At 60.7% G+C, this 15,675-nt stretch carries 16 protein-coding genes and 1 riboswitch; of the genes, 6 read left to right on the top strand and 10 right to left on the bottom strand.

Translation table 11 applies throughout. The features are described 5' to 3' along the window. Position 1 precedes the first annotated feature (1 nt). Positions 2–222, top strand: a riboswitch (cobalamin riboswitch). A 118-nt stretch (positions 223–340) separates the two neighbouring features. From CD351_RS06195 to CD351_RS06210, 4 genes are read left to right on the top strand one after another with little or no spacing between them, the layout of a single operon-like run. Further along, the gene (locus tag CD351_RS06195) at positions 341–2,242 is read left to right on the top strand and encodes a TonB-dependent siderophore receptor (RefSeq protein WP_111993624.1); all 1,902 of its coding nucleotides are present in this window, start codon (positions 341–343) and stop codon (positions 2,240–2,242) included. A gap of 40 nt (positions 2,243–2,282) precedes the next feature. Then, positions 2,283–3,359, top strand: a complete 1,077-nt coding sequence (gene obgE / locus CD351_RS06200; protein WP_111991792.1) for a GTPase ObgE — start codon at positions 2,283–2,285, stop codon at positions 3,357–3,359. Between the two features lie 59 nt (positions 3,360–3,418). After that, complete coding sequence (gene proB, locus CD351_RS06205; protein WP_111991793.1) at positions 3,419–4,552, top strand: glutamate 5-kinase; 1,134 nt, start codon at positions 3,419–3,421, stop codon at positions 4,550–4,552. A gap of 4 nt (positions 4,553–4,556) precedes the next feature. After that, positions 4,557–5,471 (top strand): NAD(P)-dependent oxidoreductase, encoded by a 915-nt coding sequence (locus CD351_RS06210; RefSeq protein WP_111991794.1) that lies wholly within the window; start codon positions 4,557–4,559, stop codon positions 5,469–5,471. A gap of 10 nt (positions 5,472–5,481) precedes the next feature. Here the strand turns inward: CD351_RS06210 and CD351_RS06215 are convergent, their stop codons facing one another. From CD351_RS06215 to CD351_RS06260, 10 genes are all read right to left on the bottom strand, one after another. Further along, the gene (locus CD351_RS06215) at positions 5,482–6,054 is read right to left on the bottom strand and encodes a hypothetical protein (protein WP_111991795.1); all 573 of its coding nucleotides are present in this window, start codon (positions 6,052–6,054) and stop codon (positions 5,482–5,484) included. A 38-nt stretch (positions 6,055–6,092) separates the two neighbouring features. Next, positions 6,093–6,884: a phosphoadenylyl-sulfate reductase gene (locus tag CD351_RS06220; RefSeq protein WP_111991796.1), complete on the bottom strand. Its 792-nt coding sequence runs from the start codon at positions 6,882–6,884 to the stop codon at positions 6,093–6,095. Beyond that, entirely contained in the window at positions 6,877–7,347 is a 471-nt protein-coding gene (locus CD351_RS06225; RefSeq protein ID WP_111991797.1) for a DUF934 domain-containing protein, read from the bottom strand. The genes CD351_RS06220 and CD351_RS06225 overlap by 8 nt, the downstream gene beginning before the upstream one ends. Then, positions 7,340–8,983, bottom strand: a complete 1,644-nt coding sequence (locus CD351_RS06230; RefSeq protein WP_111991798.1) for a nitrite/sulfite reductase — start codon at positions 8,981–8,983, stop codon at positions 7,340–7,342. The genes CD351_RS06225 and CD351_RS06230 overlap by 8 nt, the downstream gene beginning before the upstream one ends. Beyond that, positions 8,983–9,282, bottom strand: a complete 300-nt coding sequence (locus tag CD351_RS06235) for a DUF2849 domain-containing protein (protein WP_111991799.1) — start codon at positions 9,280–9,282, stop codon at positions 8,983–8,985. Before CD351_RS06235 ends, CD351_RS06230 begins: the two co-directional genes overlap by 1 nt. Further along, complete coding sequence (gene cobA / locus CD351_RS06240; protein ID WP_111993625.1) at positions 9,279–10,034, bottom strand: uroporphyrinogen-III C-methyltransferase; 756 nt, start codon at positions 10,032–10,034, stop codon at positions 9,279–9,281. Before cobA ends, CD351_RS06235 begins: the two co-directional genes overlap by 4 nt. A gap of 99 nt (positions 10,035–10,133) precedes the next feature. After that, a complete protein-coding gene (locus CD351_RS06245) occupies positions 10,134–11,243 on the bottom strand; it encodes a mechanosensitive ion channel family protein (protein WP_111991800.1) in 1,110 nt (369 codons plus the stop codon). Further along, the gene (gene metC, locus CD351_RS06250) at positions 11,240–12,457 is read right to left on the bottom strand and encodes a cystathionine beta-lyase (RefSeq protein ID WP_111991801.1); all 1,218 of its coding nucleotides are present in this window, start codon (positions 12,455–12,457) and stop codon (positions 11,240–11,242) included. Before metC ends, CD351_RS06245 begins: the two co-directional genes overlap by 4 nt. Next, entirely contained in the window at positions 12,454–13,323 is an 870-nt protein-coding gene (locus tag CD351_RS06255; RefSeq protein WP_111991802.1) for a sulfurtransferase, read from the bottom strand. Before CD351_RS06255 ends, metC begins: the two co-directional genes overlap by 4 nt. Before the next feature lie 48 nt (positions 13,324–13,371). After that, complete coding sequence (locus tag CD351_RS06260; RefSeq protein ID WP_162627630.1) at positions 13,372–14,469, bottom strand: hypothetical protein; 1,098 nt, start codon at positions 14,467–14,469, stop codon at positions 13,372–13,374. Between the two features lie 55 nt (positions 14,470–14,524). On the opposite strand from CD351_RS06260, the gene CD351_RS15685 reads away from it, so the two are divergent. Together CD351_RS15685 and queF are read left to right on the top strand one after the other, a co-directional pair. Beyond that, positions 14,525–14,824, top strand: coding sequence for a hypothetical protein (locus CD351_RS15685; protein WP_162627631.1), 300 nt, complete (start codon positions 14,525–14,527; stop codon positions 14,822–14,824). 327 nt (positions 14,825–15,151) lie between these two features. Next, positions 15,152–15,625, top strand: a complete 474-nt coding sequence (gene queF, locus CD351_RS06265; RefSeq protein ID WP_111991804.1) for a preQ(1) synthase — start codon at positions 15,152–15,154, stop codon at positions 15,623–15,625. The last annotated feature ends 50 nt before the right edge of the window (positions 15,626–15,675 follow it).

The following is a 15,675-nucleotide window of genomic DNA, read 5'->3' on the forward strand; positions in this document are numbered from 1 at the left end:
GAACATTCTGCACGCGGCTAGATCGCCAAATACGCATCGGTAACGGGAATGCGGTGCGCCCTTCACGGGCAATTCCGCAGCTGTCCCTGCAACTGTAAGCGGTGAGTTTCTCGCGCGTGCTCCCTTCATCGGGAGCGACCACTGAGCGGTTAACGCTTGGGAAGGTGCGAGAGAAGCAGCGACCCGCAAGCCAGGAGACCGACCGGAGCGTGTCGCTTGTTGCCCCTCTCAGGGATTGGAGAGGCGCGGATAACTTTCGTTTCGAGCGACGACTTTGAACTGCCGTGAGAGGTTCGCCTTTCGCGGTGCATTGTTGCTCATTCGGAAGGAATACCGGACGTTGAAAAATCTATTCTTGTTAAGCGGCGCGTCGATTGTAGCGCTGATTGGTTGCGCCCCTGTTGCGGCGCAGGTTGCCTCGCAGAGCGAACCTCGCATCGTAGTCAGTGCAAGCCGCGACGACGATGAGGTCCTCGCCGAGGATTACACCGGGTCGGTAACGATCATCACGGAACGGCAGCTTGAGCAGCGCCAGACCCGTGACATCGCTGACGTGCTGCGCGATGTGCCGGGAATTGCGGTAAGCTCGGTCGCAGGCCAGACACAGCTGCGCCTGCGCGGGACCGAGGCCAACCAGGTTCTCGTACTCGTTGACGGGATCGAAGTCTCCGATCCCGGCAGCGGGGAATTCGATATCGGGACATTGCAGGCTGAAATCGGCAGCCGCGTGGAAGTGCTGCGGGGGCCGCAATCGGCGCTTTACGGCAACGATGCGATCGGCGGTGTGGTCGCTTACGATAGCGGCTATTTCGACGGTTTTGGCATCCGGTTAGAAGGGGGCGAGAACAACACCATCAACGGCGCGGCGCGCTGGGGCGTCGATGACGGACCTCTCGCAGCCTCGCTTTCGGCAACAGTCGTGAGCACAGATGGCGAACCCAACGCACGCGCGGTCAATGGCAACGGGCTGCGCGACATAGGGCGCGACAGCTATACGTTCTCTGGGAAACTCGCGGCCCAGCTGTCAGAACGCTTCGAATTGCGCGCCACCGCCCGCTACGTCGAGACACAGGGCGAGACCAATGATCAGGATTTCGCATTCGGCAGCCCGACATTCGGCCTCGTTGTCGATAGTCCGGGCGTCGGGTTTGAGAACCAGGCGATCTACGCGCTGCTCGGTGGGCGATTGGATACCCTCGATGGCGACTGGACTCACGATCTGTCTGTTCAGGTCGCCGATGTTTCGCGGGAGACTTTTGCGCCAACCGGCCTGACGAGCGAGACAGAAAGCGACCGTTTCAAGGCGTCTTATGTATCAGCCTTCCGGGTCAATGATGAGGGCGGCCTCACGTTTGCAGTCGATTACGAGGTCGAAGGCTTCAACAACGTCGCAACCTTCGACGATCGCAAAGAGACCGAGAATGTCGGGCTAGTCGGCGAATACCGCCATTCAGGCGACAAGTTCGACTTTGCGGCAGCCATTCGACATGATTTCAACGACCGCTTTCAGGATACGACCACATTTCGCATTGGCGCTGGCTACGACTTGACCGAGACCACGCGTGCTCGCGCTGCCATCGGCACCGGGGTCAAGAACCCGACTTTCTTCGAGCTGTTTGGTTTCTTCGATGGCACCTTCATCGGCAATCCCGACCTTGAGCCGGAAGAATCGACCAGTTGGGAAGTGGGCCTCGACCAGACTTTTGCCGATGGCGACGCAGTCCTGTCGGTGACCTATTTCGATGCAGAGCTTGAAAGCGAGATCTTCACCACGTTCCTGCCGCCGACCTTTGTGGCGACACCCGGCAATCGGACCACCGAGAGCAATCAGCAGGGCGTGGAAGTCGCTTTGGCCGCGCAATTCGGCCCGCAATGGAGCCTCGATATTGCTTACACCTATCTGGATGCAGACGAAGACGGCGCGATCGAGGTCCGCCGCCCGGAAAGCATCGCAAGCGCCGCGCTCAATTGGACTGCCCCGGACAAGAAAGCTTCGGCAACTCTCGTGGTGCGCCACAATGGCGAGGCTTTCGACAGTGATTTCTCTGCCGGCACTTTCCCTGCGCCGCTGACCGCGCTCGACGACTACACGCTCGTCAATCTCAACGCGCGTATCGAGATTGCTGAAGGCATTGACGTGTTTGCCCGGGCTGAGAACCTCTTGGACGAGGACTATGAGCAGGTGTTTTCGTTCGTATCCCCGCGCCGAACCGTGATCGCCGGTTTCAGCGCGAGTTTCTAAACGCTCGCAATCTGTCGAGGAAATGCATAGATGCGCATCCATGCATTTCCTCGATCAGGCTAAAATCTATCTCAAGTCGGGCGCCGGCGGACCGGGAGCGGTCTCGTTCCGGCGCGAGAAGTATGTCGAATATGGCGGACCCGACGGCGGCAATGGCGGCAAGGGCGGGGATATAATTTTCGAAGCCGTCCCTGGCCTCAACACGCTTATCGATTTCCGTTATTCCCAGCATTTCAAGGCAAAGCGCGGCAATCACGGTCAAGGCAGGGACAGGACCGGAGCAGGCGCCGATGACCTTGTCATCAAGGTGCCGGTCGGCACTCAGGTCCTGTCGGAAGACAGGGAAGAGGTGCTTGCCGATTTTACCGAGGTTGGCCAGCGCTTGATCTTCCTGGAAGGCGGGATGGGTGGACGCGGAAACGCATCGTACAAAAGTTCGACCAACCGCGCCCCGCGCCAGCACCAACCGGGTGAGCCTGGTGAAGAAATGTGGGTCTGGCTGCGCCTGAAACTGCTTGCTGACGTAGGCCTTGTTGGCCTGCCCAATGCGGGCAAATCGACCTTCATCAATGCGGTCTCCAATGCGAAGGCTAAGGTCGGGCATTATGCCTTTACCACGCTGGTTCCCAAGCTTGGCGTGGTGCGTCACAAGGGCCGCGAATTCGTTCTTGCCGACATTCCCGGTCTTATCGAAGGCGCGGCAGACGGTGCCGGGATCGGTGACCGCTTCCTTGGCCATATCGAACGTTGCCGCGTGCTCATTCACCTGATCGACATCGCGGGCGACGATCCTGTCGAAGCCATGCGCATCGTGCGCGAAGAGCTTGAGGCTTATGGAGCCGGTCTTGAAGACAAACCGCAACTGGTCGCGCTCAACAAGCTCGATCTCGCTGATGAGGAACTGGGCGCTGCTTTTTCCGAAGAACTGATCGCGGCAGGTGCGGACAAGGTCTTCACTATCTCGGGCGCGAGCGGAGACGGGATCGATAAGCTTATGGATGCGGTGCTGGGTTATCTTCCCGATCGGACCGCAACCGAGAACAACGCTCTGCCTAGCGAGAGCGTTGGCGATGGTGAAGATGGCGGGGATGAAGCGGACGATTGGTCACCAATCTGATGGCGCACGAGTCCCGTGTCCCTTAAATTGGTCGCGCCAATCGTTAGGTGCACTGCAACATGACTATCGAAACCCTTCTCGATTTTCGCGATGTGTCCAAATGTCCGACCCTGGTCATCAAGATCGGATCGGCGCTTCTCGTCCATCCTGACGGAACTCCGCGCTTCGACTGGCTGCGTAGCGTTGCACACGAAGTCGCAGGAGCACGTGAGCGCGGACAGAAAGTTATCGTCGTGGCTTCGGGCTCGGTCGCGTTAGGCGCCGCGATGCTCGAGCTTCCCGGAGGCGGACGCGAGACGCTGGCTCATGCGCAGGCTGCTGCTTCGGTCGGGCAGGTCTTTCTGGCGAGCACATGGGCACAGATGTTCGCCGAACATAACCTGATGGCAGGTCAGATGCTGCTTTCGCTCGATGATCTTGAAAATCGCGGACGGTATCTGAATGCGCGTGCAACGTTGCGCGAACTGCTTGAGCGCGGGGCAATCCCGATCATCAATGAAAACGACACCACCGCGACGCAGGAAATCAAGTTTGGCGACAATGACCGCCTGGCGGCTCGTGTCGCGCAGGCGGCTGGCGCAAATGGCGTGATCCTGCTGACCGATGTGGAAGGGCTTTACACCGCGCATCCAAGCAATCCGGACGCCAAACTGCTCGAAGAGGTGCGTGGCGTCACACCCGAAATGCACGCGATGGCCACAGGTGGTTCTGGATCGGGTATGGGGTCGGGCGGCATGAGCTCCAAGCTGCTCGCTGCCGAGATTGCCGAACGTGCCGGAATCGCCCTCACGATCATCAAGGGGGTCGACGACTACCCGATTGGCAGGGCGCTCAGTGCAAATCTCGGAACGGTTTTTCTACCAAAACGCGATGACAACGCCTTCAAATCGTGGATCGGCGGTAGGATGCGGTTCAACGGTTCGCTCAGGATCGATGCCGGTGCCGTTGAAGCGCTGCGCGGTGGCAAAAGCCTGCTTGCTGCGGGTGTGACCGATGTGTTTGGCAAGTTCGAACGAGCGGATGTCATTGCTATCGAAGACCCCGATGGACGCATGATCGCCAAAGGCATGGTCGAATACGATTCGCAGCAGTGCAATTTGATCAAGGGGCTGCGCAGCGAACAATTGTCCGAAAGGCTCGGCACTATTCCGCGCTCTGCGGTGATCCACCGCGATCAGATGGTCCTTTTGTAGCGCCATGGCCACTGTAGCGATCACCGGAGCAACGGGTTTTGTGGGCAAGGCGACTCTCGACGTCGCGATTCACAAGGGCCTCAAGGTTCGAGCACTTACCCGGCGCAATGCCGAACCGCGCGAGCGTGTAATCTGGGTACCGGGTACGCTAGACCTGGTTGAGGCGTTGGAGGAACTGGCGAGCGGGTGCGATGCCATCATCCACATCGCCGGACTTACAAGCACGCCCAATCCTAGCCGATTTGAAGCCGCGAATGTGACGGGCACGGCCAATATGATCGCAGCTGCCAAGTCAAAAGGCGTCGAACGGTTTGTGTTCGTCTCCTCGCTCTCTGCGCGTGAACCGGAACTTTCCGCCTATGGCGCGTCGAAAGCGAAGGCTGAAACACTGGTTGAGCAAAGCGGGCTCGACTGGACCATAGTGCGACCTCCGGGCGTATACGGTCCGGGCGACAAGGATTATCTCGATCTTTTCAAGGCTGCCAAGCTTGGGATCGTGCCTGTACCCCCGGAGGGAAAAAGCTCCCTGATCCATGTCGAGGACCTTGCGCGCCTCCTGGTCGCGCTCGTCCCGGTCAACCCGGTGACCCGTGGGCAAACCTATGAGCCATGGGACGACAATGCGTTCGGCTATTCGCATACGGAACTGGCCGAGATGATCGGCGAAGCGGTTGGCAATTCCGGCGCTAAGGCAATCGCGCTCCCGCCAGCGGCGATGAAACTGGGCGCCCAGATCGACGGTTTCCTGCGCGGCGGGAAAGCAAAGCTGACGCAGGACCGGGTCGGCTATATGCTGCACGACGATTGGGTCTGCGACCTCAGGAAAGCGCCGCCGATCTCGATCTGGCAAGCGGTCTGGGGAGGCGAGGCGGGCCTGAAAATGACCGCCGAGTGGTACAAGGAGCAGGGGCTGCTCTAGTCCCGGTAGCTCACGGCCTGACGAAGCATTCTTCGGTGCCGTAGGCTTGCTTGTAGGTCTTGCCCCAGCACCGCGCGAAGCCCTCCAACACTGGCAGATTTGGCGGCCAGCTCATCTGGATCACGGTTCCGTCGGGACGTGTGAAGCTGTTGTTCTCAGGCTCGGGAACTTGCTTCAGTCGCTCGATTGCCGTGTCGAGCCTTTCCCGGTCATCCTGGAGGAAGGCGATGGTCCCATCGACGTAATGGTTCCATCCAAAATCGGTGTCCTGATCGGGCGACTTGTAGGTCAGCTCAAACAAGGCGATGGCCTCATCTGTCTGACCGCCCGACGCACGAAGTTGGCCCTCGTGCCAATAGAGAATGGAATCGTGAGCGCGCTTTTCGTGCCGCCATGCCCGGATCAGTTCGGCGGTGGCGATCTCGCAGCCTTCGCGCATGCCGAGCGGGCGCCAGCCGCCGTCCATATCCTGATCGAAGGATCGCTGATCCAGCTCAAGCATGGCTTGAAGATCGTATGAGCAATCGGGTTCCGCCTGCGCGGGTTCGGTCTGCGCCATGGCGAGTAAGAGCGAAGCAATCATGCCTCTTGGCTATCAAAACCCGCTCACCGATCAAGTCCTTACAGAAACGGTTCCTCGCCCGGCTTGTGGATACCGCATTCGGTCTTGTCCCAGCCCTTCCAGCGGCCTGAACGCGGGTCTTCGCCCGGTGCGACCTTGTGGGTGCAGGGCTCGCAACCGATCGAGGGGAAACCGCGCGCGACCAGCGGGTGGCGCGGGAGGTCGTGCTCCTCGAAATAGGCAGCGATATCCTCGGCGCGCCAGTCGATCAGCGGGTTGATCTTGAGCCGCCCTTGCGCGTCGCTGGTGTCGATTTCGAAACGCGGCAGGTTTGCGCGGGTCGAGGACTGGAATGCCTTGCGCCCGGTAAAGCTCGCGTCGAACTGGTCGAGGGCTTTTGCCAGCGGCTTTACCTTGCGTATCTCGCAGCAGCCATCGGGGTCGTAGGACCAGCGAAGCCCGCTTTCATCCTTCTCGGCCAGCTCGGCCTCGTCCGGCGTCAGGATCTGCAGATTGGTAAGGCCGATCTTCGCGACCACCTCGTCGCGGTATTCGAGAGTTTCTGCGAAGTGCTTGCCGGTGTCGAGAAAGAGGACAGGGATGCCCGGATCGACTTGCGCAATCAGGTGCAACAGCGCCGCGCTTTCCGCGCCGAAGCTCGATACGATCGCGATGTCGCCGGCCAAATTTCCCTCGATCACAGCTTCCAGCATTTCTTGCGTTGAGGAGCCGCGGAACATGCGGTTGAGGCGCACCGCATCATGCTCGGTAAAGCGCGGGCCTGTTTCAAGCCGATCAACCGCGCGAGCGCGCGCTTCTTCGGTGGTAAAAGGGGCTTGTGGCTTATTCATGGCGCAGCTCCGGGATAGTGCGCCGCGCCCCTCCACGTGTGTCTACGGCGTGCTGATAAACGTTCTCCCATGTCGCGAAAGCACGCTTTGCGTCCTCTTCGTTGAGCGGGGTGTCGGGCGCAAAGGCGTCGAAGCCGCAGCGCCGCATATGGCTCAACTGGTCTATGCCGATATCGCCCACGGCGCGCAGTTCGCCGGTATAGCCTTCTTCGCGAAGGATGCGCGCAGCAGAATAGCCGCGCCCGTCGCCAAAGGTTGGGAAGTTGACTTCGACGAGCGCGATCCGGTCGAGATAGGGTAACAACACGCGTGCATCGTCGCCCGGTTCGATGCGGACTGCCGTGGCGTTGGTCTGTTCGCAGCAAGCATCGACAGTGACAGTGCCGTGGTCGGCGACCTCGTCATCGCGGAACCGGAATTGTACGTCATCGGGGGAAGTGCCGAGGTCTTGACGTTCAGCCATAAAGCGCCTCCTTGAACGGCTCCATGCCGATACGGCGATAGGTGTCGAGGAAACGCTCCTCGCCTTGCTTGTTGGCGAGATAGACGTCGGTGACTTTGTCGACCGCTTCGATCACCCCGTCTTCGGTGAAGCCGGGTCCGGTGATCTTGGCGAGGCTTACGTCTTCGGCTTCCGATCCGCCGAGCGAGAGCTGATAGTTCTCGACGCCCTTTCGGTCGACGCCGAGAATGCCGATATGGCCTGCATGGTGATGCCCGCAGGCGTTGATGCAGCCTGAAATCTTGAGCTTGAGTTCGCCCAGTTCACCGGTCTTGCCCGAAGCATCGAAACGCTCCGATATGCGCTGAGCAAGCGGGATCGAGCGGGCATTGGCGAGGCTGCAATAATCGAGCCCCGGACAGGCGATCATATCCTCGATCGTGTCCATATTGGGTGAGCCTAGGCCAGCGGCCTCAAGCTGCGTCCAAAGCGCGTGCAGGTCCGCGATCTTCACATGCGGCAAGACCACGTTTTGAGTGTGCATGATGCGCAGCTCGTCGAAACTGTACTGCTTGGCGAGCTTCGCCATCAGGCGCATCTGCTCACCGGTTGCGTCACCGGGGATGCCGCCGACGGGCTTTAGCGAAATGACCGCGCTGACATAGCTGTCGTGCTTGTGGCGGTGCGTGTTGCGGTCGACCCAGGCAGCGAAGTCGGGGTCCGAGCGGTCGAGGTTTTTCGGCCCGTCCTCGAAGGGCGGATCGGCGAAGAATGGCTTGATCCGCTCCAACTCCTCGCGAGGCGGTTCGATACCCTGCTTCAGCATGTGAGCGAATTCGTCTTCAACTTGGCGCGTATATTCGTTCGCGCCGAGTTCGTGGACCAGGATCTTGATGCGGGCCTTGTACTTATTGTCGCGGCGACCGTAGCGGTTGTAGACGCGAAGGCAGGCCTCGGCATAGGTGATGAGCTGATCGAGTGGTACGAACTCGCGGATCATCGGCGCGATCATCGGAGTGCGACCCATGCCGCCACCAACGAAGAAGCGCGCTCCGATCTCGCCCTCACCGTCTTTGGCGTCGTTCCTGACGATCTGGATGCCGATATCGTGCAGCCGCATCGCCGCGCGATCCTTCTCCGCCGCGATCACGGCGATCTTGAACTTGCGCGGGAGATAGGTGAATTCCGGGTGGAAGCTCGACCACTGGCGCAGCAACTCAGCGTAAGGGCGCGGATCGACCAGTTCGTCATGCGTCGCGCCGGCGAAATGGTCGCTCGAAATGTTGCGAATGCAGTTCCCGCTGGTCTGGATCGCGTGCATTTCGACCTTGGCAAGGTCGGCGAGGATATCGGCAGCATCCTCCAGCTTGATCCAATTGTATTGCAAGTTTTGGCGCGTGGTGAAGTGGCCGTATCCGCGGTCATACTTGTCGGCAATATCCCCGAGCGCAATCATCTGCTCAGAATTGAGCGTGCCATAGGGGATGGCAACGCGCAGCATATAAGCGTGCAATTGCAGGTAGAGGCCGTTCATCAGCCGCAGCGGCTTGAACTGGTCTTCGGTAAGCTTGCCTTCCAGACGACGACGCGCCTGATCGCGGAATTCCTTCACGCGAGCATCGACCATCTGCTGGTCATAATTGTCGTACTTGTACATCAGATTACCCAGTCAATCGCTTCGGGGTCTTTGGGTTTGAGTGTGAGATCGGGCCGCACCGTAGGGCCAAGGGCGCGAATGCGGTCCTTGATGTGAGCAGGGCGCACGCTGCCATCGTCTTCGCGAGTAGCCTCGATCACGTAGGGGACGTTGACACGGCGTGCGGCTTCCTCGGCGGCGAGGATTTCCTCGACCCGTTCGCCCGCGTCGACCGCCTCGTCGACATGGCGTGACCAGGTCTCGCCTGTCCACCAGACAACATCGCCTGTCTTGAGATCGTTTCCTGTGAGAACTCTCATTGATGCGCCTCCACGGCGAAATGGGCGATGGCAGCGTCCTCGCGCGCGGTAACTTCGCCAATGACTATCAGGGCAGGGCTCTTGACGGCTTCCCGCGTGACGAGATCGGGCAGGGCGGCCAGCGGTCCGCGCAGCACGCGCATTTCGGGGCGCGCTGCGTTCTCGACCACGGCAAGCGGCATGTCAGGGGCAAGGCCATCTGCCATCAGCTTTTCCGCGATTTGAGGCGCGGTCTTGACGCCCATATAGATGACCAACGTTCGACCCTTTCCAGCAAGGCCGGTCCAGTCCTGATCGGACAGGCCCTTGCACTGGCCAGCAACGAAGCTGACCACGCTTGATGCGTCACGGTGAGTGAGAGCGATCTGGGCCGCAGCTGCCGCGCCATTTGCAGCGGAGATGCCGGGAACGATCTCGACAGCGACACCGGCAGCGCGCGCATCCTCGGCTTCCTCGCCTCCGCGACCGAAGATAAGCGGATCGCCGCCTTTCAACCGCACCACATCGCGTCCAGCCTTCGCCTCGCGGACGAGCAAGGCGTTGATCTGATCCTGTGGCAGAGTGTGCTTTGAGCGCTGCTTCGCGACCGAAATCAACTGCGCGTCAGGCCGCGCCATTGCGAGGATATCGCGACTGACAAGCCCATCATGCACGATCACTTCGGCCCGCTCGATCAGCCGGGCAGCGCGCACGGTCAGGAGGTCAGGGTCACCCGGACCCGCGCCGACAAGGTAAATGGTTCCGATTTCCATGGCTTGCGAGATGGGCGAACACGCGCCCACTCGCCAGTGAGAATGGATTGGGGGAGCGCAAGGAAAGCTTTCGGCAGTGCCTTCTGGCTATGCTGGCAGCTAGTCGCTCGCGACTTTTCCGCCGCTCATCATCTCGACAATCTGGTCGAGCTGTTTCGAGGAGCGCAGGTGCAAATCGCGCTGCGGGAACGGGATTTCGACATCATGCTCTTTGAACAATTGCCATATGCGCATGTATACATCGGACCGGATATTCGCGAGGCCTTCTTCGGGGTCCTGAATCCAGAAGCGGATCTCGAAATTTACCGAATTGTCGCCGAATTCCATGATGTTAACGCGCGGCTTGGGGCGCGAAAGAATTCGGTTTGTCTCATCGACCGCCCGATACAGAAGCTCGGTCACAAGCTCGAGGTCGCTGTCGTAAGAGACCCCCACGGGAGCTTTTACGCGCACATCGCGGCTTGAGTACGACCAGTTGACGACCTGGTTCACCATGAGGTTTTCGTTGGGGATGAGGTGTTCGGTCTGGTCGCGGGTGATGACTGAAATTGCGCGAATGCCGATCTTGCGGATTTGTCCGACCGCTTCGTTGCCGGCCTGGTCGGAAACAGAGATCACGTCGCCAGGCTTGATCGACTTGTCGAGCAGCAGAAGGATGCCCGAAATCAGGTTTCCGAAGGTCTTCTGAAGACCGAAACCGATGGCAAGACCAAATGCACCGCCGAAGAATGCCAGCGCGGTCAGATCAATCCCGACAAGGTCGACCGTGATCAGAAACGCCAGCGTCCAGATGACGATGGTCAGCAGCTTTTCGGCAAGCACCTTTTGCGCTTCATCGAAGCGCGAGACCTTGCCAATCACACGACGCGCAACGCGGGTGAGCGCCCAGGCAAACGTTATGACCAACCCGATCGTGGCAATCAGGAACAGAACGTCGAATGCCGAAATCCGGATATCGTCTACGACCAGCGCCCAGCTGTCGAGCGTCTCGATCAGCGCGCCCAGCGTTTCACTGCGCGATGCGATTGCTTCCTTGGAGCCTTCGGCAACTCCGACAATCTCTTCGATCTGAGCCGTTTCTTCGGCATAGCTCCAGACCTGACCCGGTTGCAGATCTTCGGGAGCCTGCTCGACAGGCGCTTCAACCTGTGCGCCTTCCTGGCCAGTCGTGTCGATCGGGTCTTGTGATGCAGGCGTAGTCGCGGTCATGAATTGTCCAGTTGCGAGAGAGCGCGTTTAAGGTCCGCAATCAGGTCCCCCGGCTCTTCAAGCCCTATCGATAGGCGAACGGCTGGCCGTGTACCACCCCCGCTTGCCGCTGTCGGCGACGCCATGACGTTGCGGTGCTGATGCGGGAAGATGGGAAGGGCAAGGCTTTCAAACCCGCCCCAGCTGTAGCCGATGCCGAAGAGCTCGAGTGCGTCGACAAACTTGCCGCTCGCGTCGGGGTCGGAGGATTTGAGGACGAAACTGAACAGTCCGCATCCACCCGTGAAGTCGCGCTTCCACAATTCATGGCCTTGCGAGCCGGGTAGCATCGGGCACATCACTTGGGCCACCTGCGGCTGCTCGCGCAGCCACTCGGCTATCTCCAGCGCGCTTTGCGTAGATTGTCTGAGCCGTACTGCCATCGTTCGCAGTCCGCGCGCGGCGAGTGCGGCGTCGTCAGGCGAAACCACCTGCCCCAATTGCTGCGATGTGAGGCGAAGCGCCTTGTACCAGCGCTCGCCAGCGCTGGCTGAACCCATCATAAGGTCGGAATGTCCGCCGACATGCTTGGACAGGCTCTGCATCGTGATGTCGCAGCCGTGAGCGAGCGCAGGAAAACCCAGCGCGCTTGCCCATGTGTTGTCTATCAGAGTGACAGATCCTGCCTGCCGCGCGATACGGGCAAGGGCAGGGATATCGCACACGTCCATCGTCAGGCTACCCGGATTTTCGAACCAGACAGCGCGCGGTGAATGTTGAGCGACCACTTTTTCGAAGGCAGGCAGATCGAGCGGGTCGAAAAAGGCGTGCGCGATGCCCATGCGCTTGAGCAGGCCGGTCGCCATGCTGCGCGACGGATCGTAGGAATTATCGCTCATCAGCAGAGTGTCGCCGGGCCTTAGGACGGCGAGCAACGCCCCGGCAATCGCTGCAACCCCGCTGGGATACAGAACGGTGCCAAAAGCGCCGGGCTCGATTTCGGTCAAAGCCTTGGCGAGCGCCCATTGCGTCGGCGCACCGCGGCGGCCGTAGAAGAATTCGCCATCCTCGTTTGAGCCTGTCGCGGCCTTGCGCTGTGCTTCGCTTTCATAAAGATGGGTCGAAGCGCGCCAGACCGGCGGATTGACCACCGGCCCTGTCCATTCCGCCTGGCGACCAGCGCGCGTGACGCGCGTTCCCGGACGCAGGTTCTTGTCGTCGCTCGAGCCGCTCATGAGCCGGTCGTATCCTTCGGGCCTTGTGCCTTGGGCGTTGCCGGATCGGCCTCCCACTCTTGCCAGCTGCCATCATAGAGCCTCACGTCCTCCTTGCCCGCCAACCTGGCAGCAAAAAGCAGGACGCTTGCGGTGACGCCGCTTCCGCAGGTTGTGACAAGGGGCCGCTCCATATCGACCCCTGCCTGTTCGAACTCGGCACGAAGCACGGCAGGCTGTTTGAAGGTGCCGCCTTCTGTGAACACCTGGCCAAAGGGCAGGTTCAAAGAGCCGGGGATGCGCCCATTTTGCCCGCCGTGGACGGGATCTATCCCTCTCCCGAACACCCGGTCGGCTGCGCGCGCGTCGAGCACCTGTTCGGCTTTGCTGCCAATGTTCGCCAGCATCTCGGCCTTTGTGGCTGCATCGTTGCCGTCGTGCAGAGCAACGGGAGCTGCAGCGGGGTATTCGCTTACGCCGCTTTCAAGCGGGTGACCCTCAGCCTTCCACTTGGCGAGCCCTCCGTCGAGGATCGCGACATGCTCAAGACCATGCGAGGTCAGGGCAAGCCACGCACGCGCGCTCGTCTTCACAGCGCTGTCGTCGTAGAGCACGATGCGGTGATCGGGTGTGACGCCAAGCAGGGCGAGCCTTCGTGAAACCTGTTCAGCCGTAGGCAGCGCGGCGGGAACCGACGATCCAGCATCGGTCAGCGTTTCTAGATCGAGAAAACGCGCGCCGGGAATATGGCTCGCTTCGAATTCGGCGCGCGGATTACGATTGGCTGCGGGCAGGTGCCGCGATGCGTCCAGCACGGCGATATCGGCAGCTTCGAGATTGCCTACAAGCCACTGGGTCGAAACGAGGATCGGGAACGCATCAGCCATGTCTTGCGATGACTAGCGCGGCTGGTTGCGCGCGCCAAGCTTTGCCGATCAGACCTCTTCCGTATCGCCCTGAGCTGGCTGGGTGACAGGCTGCTTGAGCGGCTGGGCACGCATGGGAGGAAGGCTGCCCGGAGGCCCGTCAAGCGGGAGAGGGTGCACCCGGTTGCCGCTCGCCGCGCTTGGAGTGCCAAGGACGAAGCTGCGAGTGGTGGAGTGGACGCCTTCTCCTTCGAAAGTGACGTGAAGAAGCGGGATGAAAAGCGGCTTTGACCCCTGACGGATCGCGGTCACTTCAGCGAGTGGCAGCTGCATCTTTCCTGTAACCCTGCGGCTTTGTTGGGGGCCGATACGTTCGATTGTGGCGATCGGTTGTCCGCCGGCTGCTGGCGCTGCGTTGCTCCCACCCTTGCGGGCGCAGGCGAGTTTGGCGGCGATTGTCAGGTCGCGAACAGCCCGGTCTGATCGGTTCGCCACTTCGAGGCTGAATTCGATCATGAACATCATCATGCTGCGCGAAGCCAGCGGGATATCGATATCAACGTCAATTCGCGCAGGTTCGACATCGGTGAGTGGCGGCGCCGGTGTCAACGGCTCAGGCGGAACGGCTTCCAGTTCCGGCTGCGCGCTGGCTTCTGGCTCAGAACCCTCAGGGCCGTCAGACGCAGGCTGATCAACTTGCGCATCGACCGGCCCGACATTTCCCGATGGCTGCTGCGGCTTGGGATTGCGACCAGGGATCGCGCCGAGCACGCCTGACGCAAGGACCGTGTTCGGTATCTCCTGCCCGCTCATTTCCTCACGTCGCCTGCGCCACCAGATGACGCCGGCAAGCACAGCAAGAAGGCCGAGGAGAGCTGCGAATGCGGCGATAATACGGTTCTGGGTGCTGTCCAGCGGACCTTCCGGAGTGAAGCCGGGCGTGGGCGTCGGCACGCTGCGGCGCAAACCGGCATTGGAGCTTGCTCCAACCTCTCCATCACGTCCGACATCGTACCAGCCATCGGGACCGACCGGCACAAGCTCTTCATTTTCCGGATCGAGCGTTTCAAACCCCGGGTTGATCCGGTCGCCCAGTGGTACTCGGGTGCCAGAGGCCGGATCGTCGATGAGATCGTCTGATGGCAATTCAGCGGCCGTTTCGGCCAATGGCTCTGACGGTGCCTGCTGAACCGGGGGTGCGGGTCGCCGCGTGAGCGTGCGATTGAGCCGCTGGGGTGCGCTAGGCGTCTGTGCTGGCGTCGACGTCGCCCTGTTTGTCGAGGGTGTCCGGGGAAGCTCCCTTTCCGATGAGGTTCGCGTTGAGGCGGAGCTTGCTGCGGGCTGGTTCGTGCCTACTGGCTCTCGCTCGACGATGGGCGTCTCTGCAGGAGCCGGTGTAGGTGTGGCAAGCGACTGGACAGGCCCCTGCGCAGCTCGCGGTGTTGGTGTCGGTGTCGGCGTTGGCTCGCGGATCACGCGCGGCCCGATTTGCACTCCCGCGCGCTCATCAATCGGTCCTTGAGGCGCGCTCGTTGACGTCGGAGTGGGCGTCGGCTCAGGCAGAGAAAATGTGCGCTGCGCTGCGAGCGGACTCGCCAAAATCAGCAGGGACGCCACCGCGGTCCCGCTTATCATCGGGATAAGACGGTTCGAGTGAAGCGATATCAGGGGCGGCGCGCGCATCATGCGGGTGTTTCTTGACGGTTCGTATCAATCGAGCGGCGAGCATTCGGCGGGCTGCCTGTCTCTCACCGCTTGGCGTAATCTTACCCTATGTCACATAATTCCCAAATCCTGCCCGTCCAGTTCCTCGCTTGCAAGCGAGCGCCTTTCACGGCAACAGCGCGGCATGGAAAGCACACCTGAAAACCCCCGAGGCGCGCCCGCATTTCTGGGCAAGGACACTCCGCTGCCCGCTTCACCCGAAGAGGCACAGCTTGACTATGTGCCCAATCCCCGCGCCGGATCGCTCTTCCTCGTGCGTTTCGCAGCGCCCGAATTTACCTCGCTGTGTCCGGTGACGAGCCAGCCCGATTTTGCCCATCTTGTGATCGACTACGCGCCGGGCGAAACGATCGTCGAATCAAAGAGCCTCAAGCTGTTTCTTGGCAGTTTCCGCAACCACAATGGTTTTCATGAGGACGTGACGGTCGGAATTGGTCAGCGGCTGTTTGAGGAAATGAACCCGAAATGGCTGCGCATCGGCGGCTATTGGTATCCGCGAGGCGGCATCCCGATCGACGTCTTTTGGCAGAGCGGCGCTCCGCCCGAAGGTCTTTGGCTACCCGATCAGGGCGTGGCGCCTTATCGCGGGCGCGGCTGACGCCAGCGATCGAGCGTAACAGGAAAACGGCGCGGTCACCTTATGGGGTG

It is taken from the genome of Erythrobacter sp. KY5 (assembly GCF_003264115.1).
Classification (GTDB): Bacteria; Pseudomonadota; Alphaproteobacteria; order Sphingomonadales; family Sphingomonadaceae; genus Erythrobacter.

Excerpts from the sequence above, each read along its gene's own strand:
- obgE (WP_111991792.1), top strand. The coding sequence starts at position 2,283 with ATGCATTTCCTCGATCAGGCTAAAATCTATCTCAAGTCGGGCGCCGGC.
- proB (WP_111991793.1), top strand. The coding sequence starts at position 3,419 with ATGACTATCGAAACCCTTCTCGATTTTCGCGATGTGTCCAAATGTCCG.
- CD351_RS06210 (WP_111991794.1), top strand. The coding sequence starts at position 4,557 with ATGGCCACTGTAGCGATCACCGGAGCAACGGGTTTTGTGGGCAAGGCG.
- CD351_RS06215 (WP_111991795.1), bottom strand. The coding sequence starts at position 6,054 with ATGATTGCTTCGCTCTTACTCGCCATGGCGCAGACCGAACCCGCGCAG.
- CD351_RS06220 (WP_111991796.1), bottom strand. The coding sequence starts at position 6,884 with ATGAATAAGCCACAAGCCCCTTTTACCACCGAAGAAGCGCGCGCTCGC.
- CD351_RS06225 (WP_111991797.1), bottom strand. The coding sequence starts at position 7,347 with ATGGCTGAACGTCAAGACCTCGGCACTTCCCCCGATGACGTACAATTC.
- CD351_RS06230 (WP_111991798.1), bottom strand. The coding sequence starts at position 8,983 with ATGTACAAGTACGACAATTATGACCAGCAGATGGTCGATGCTCGCGTG.
- CD351_RS06235 (WP_111991799.1), bottom strand. The coding sequence starts at position 9,282 with ATGAGAGTTCTCACAGGAAACGATCTCAAGACAGGCGATGTTGTCTGG.
- cobA (WP_111993625.1), bottom strand. The coding sequence starts at position 10,034 with ATGGAAATCGGAACCATTTACCTTGTCGGCGCGGGTCCGGGTGACCCT.
- CD351_RS06245 (WP_111991800.1), bottom strand. The coding sequence starts at position 11,243 with ATGACCGCGACTACGCCTGCATCACAAGACCCGATCGACACGACTGGC.
- metC (WP_111991801.1), bottom strand. The coding sequence starts at position 12,457 with ATGAGCGGCTCGAGCGACGACAAGAACCTGCGTCCGGGAACGCGCGTC.
- CD351_RS06255 (WP_111991802.1), bottom strand. The coding sequence starts at position 13,323 with ATGGCTGATGCGTTCCCGATCCTCGTTTCGACCCAGTGGCTTGTAGGC.
- queF (WP_111991804.1), top strand. The coding sequence starts at position 15,152 with ATGGAAAGCACACCTGAAAACCCCCGAGGCGCGCCCGCATTTCTGGGC.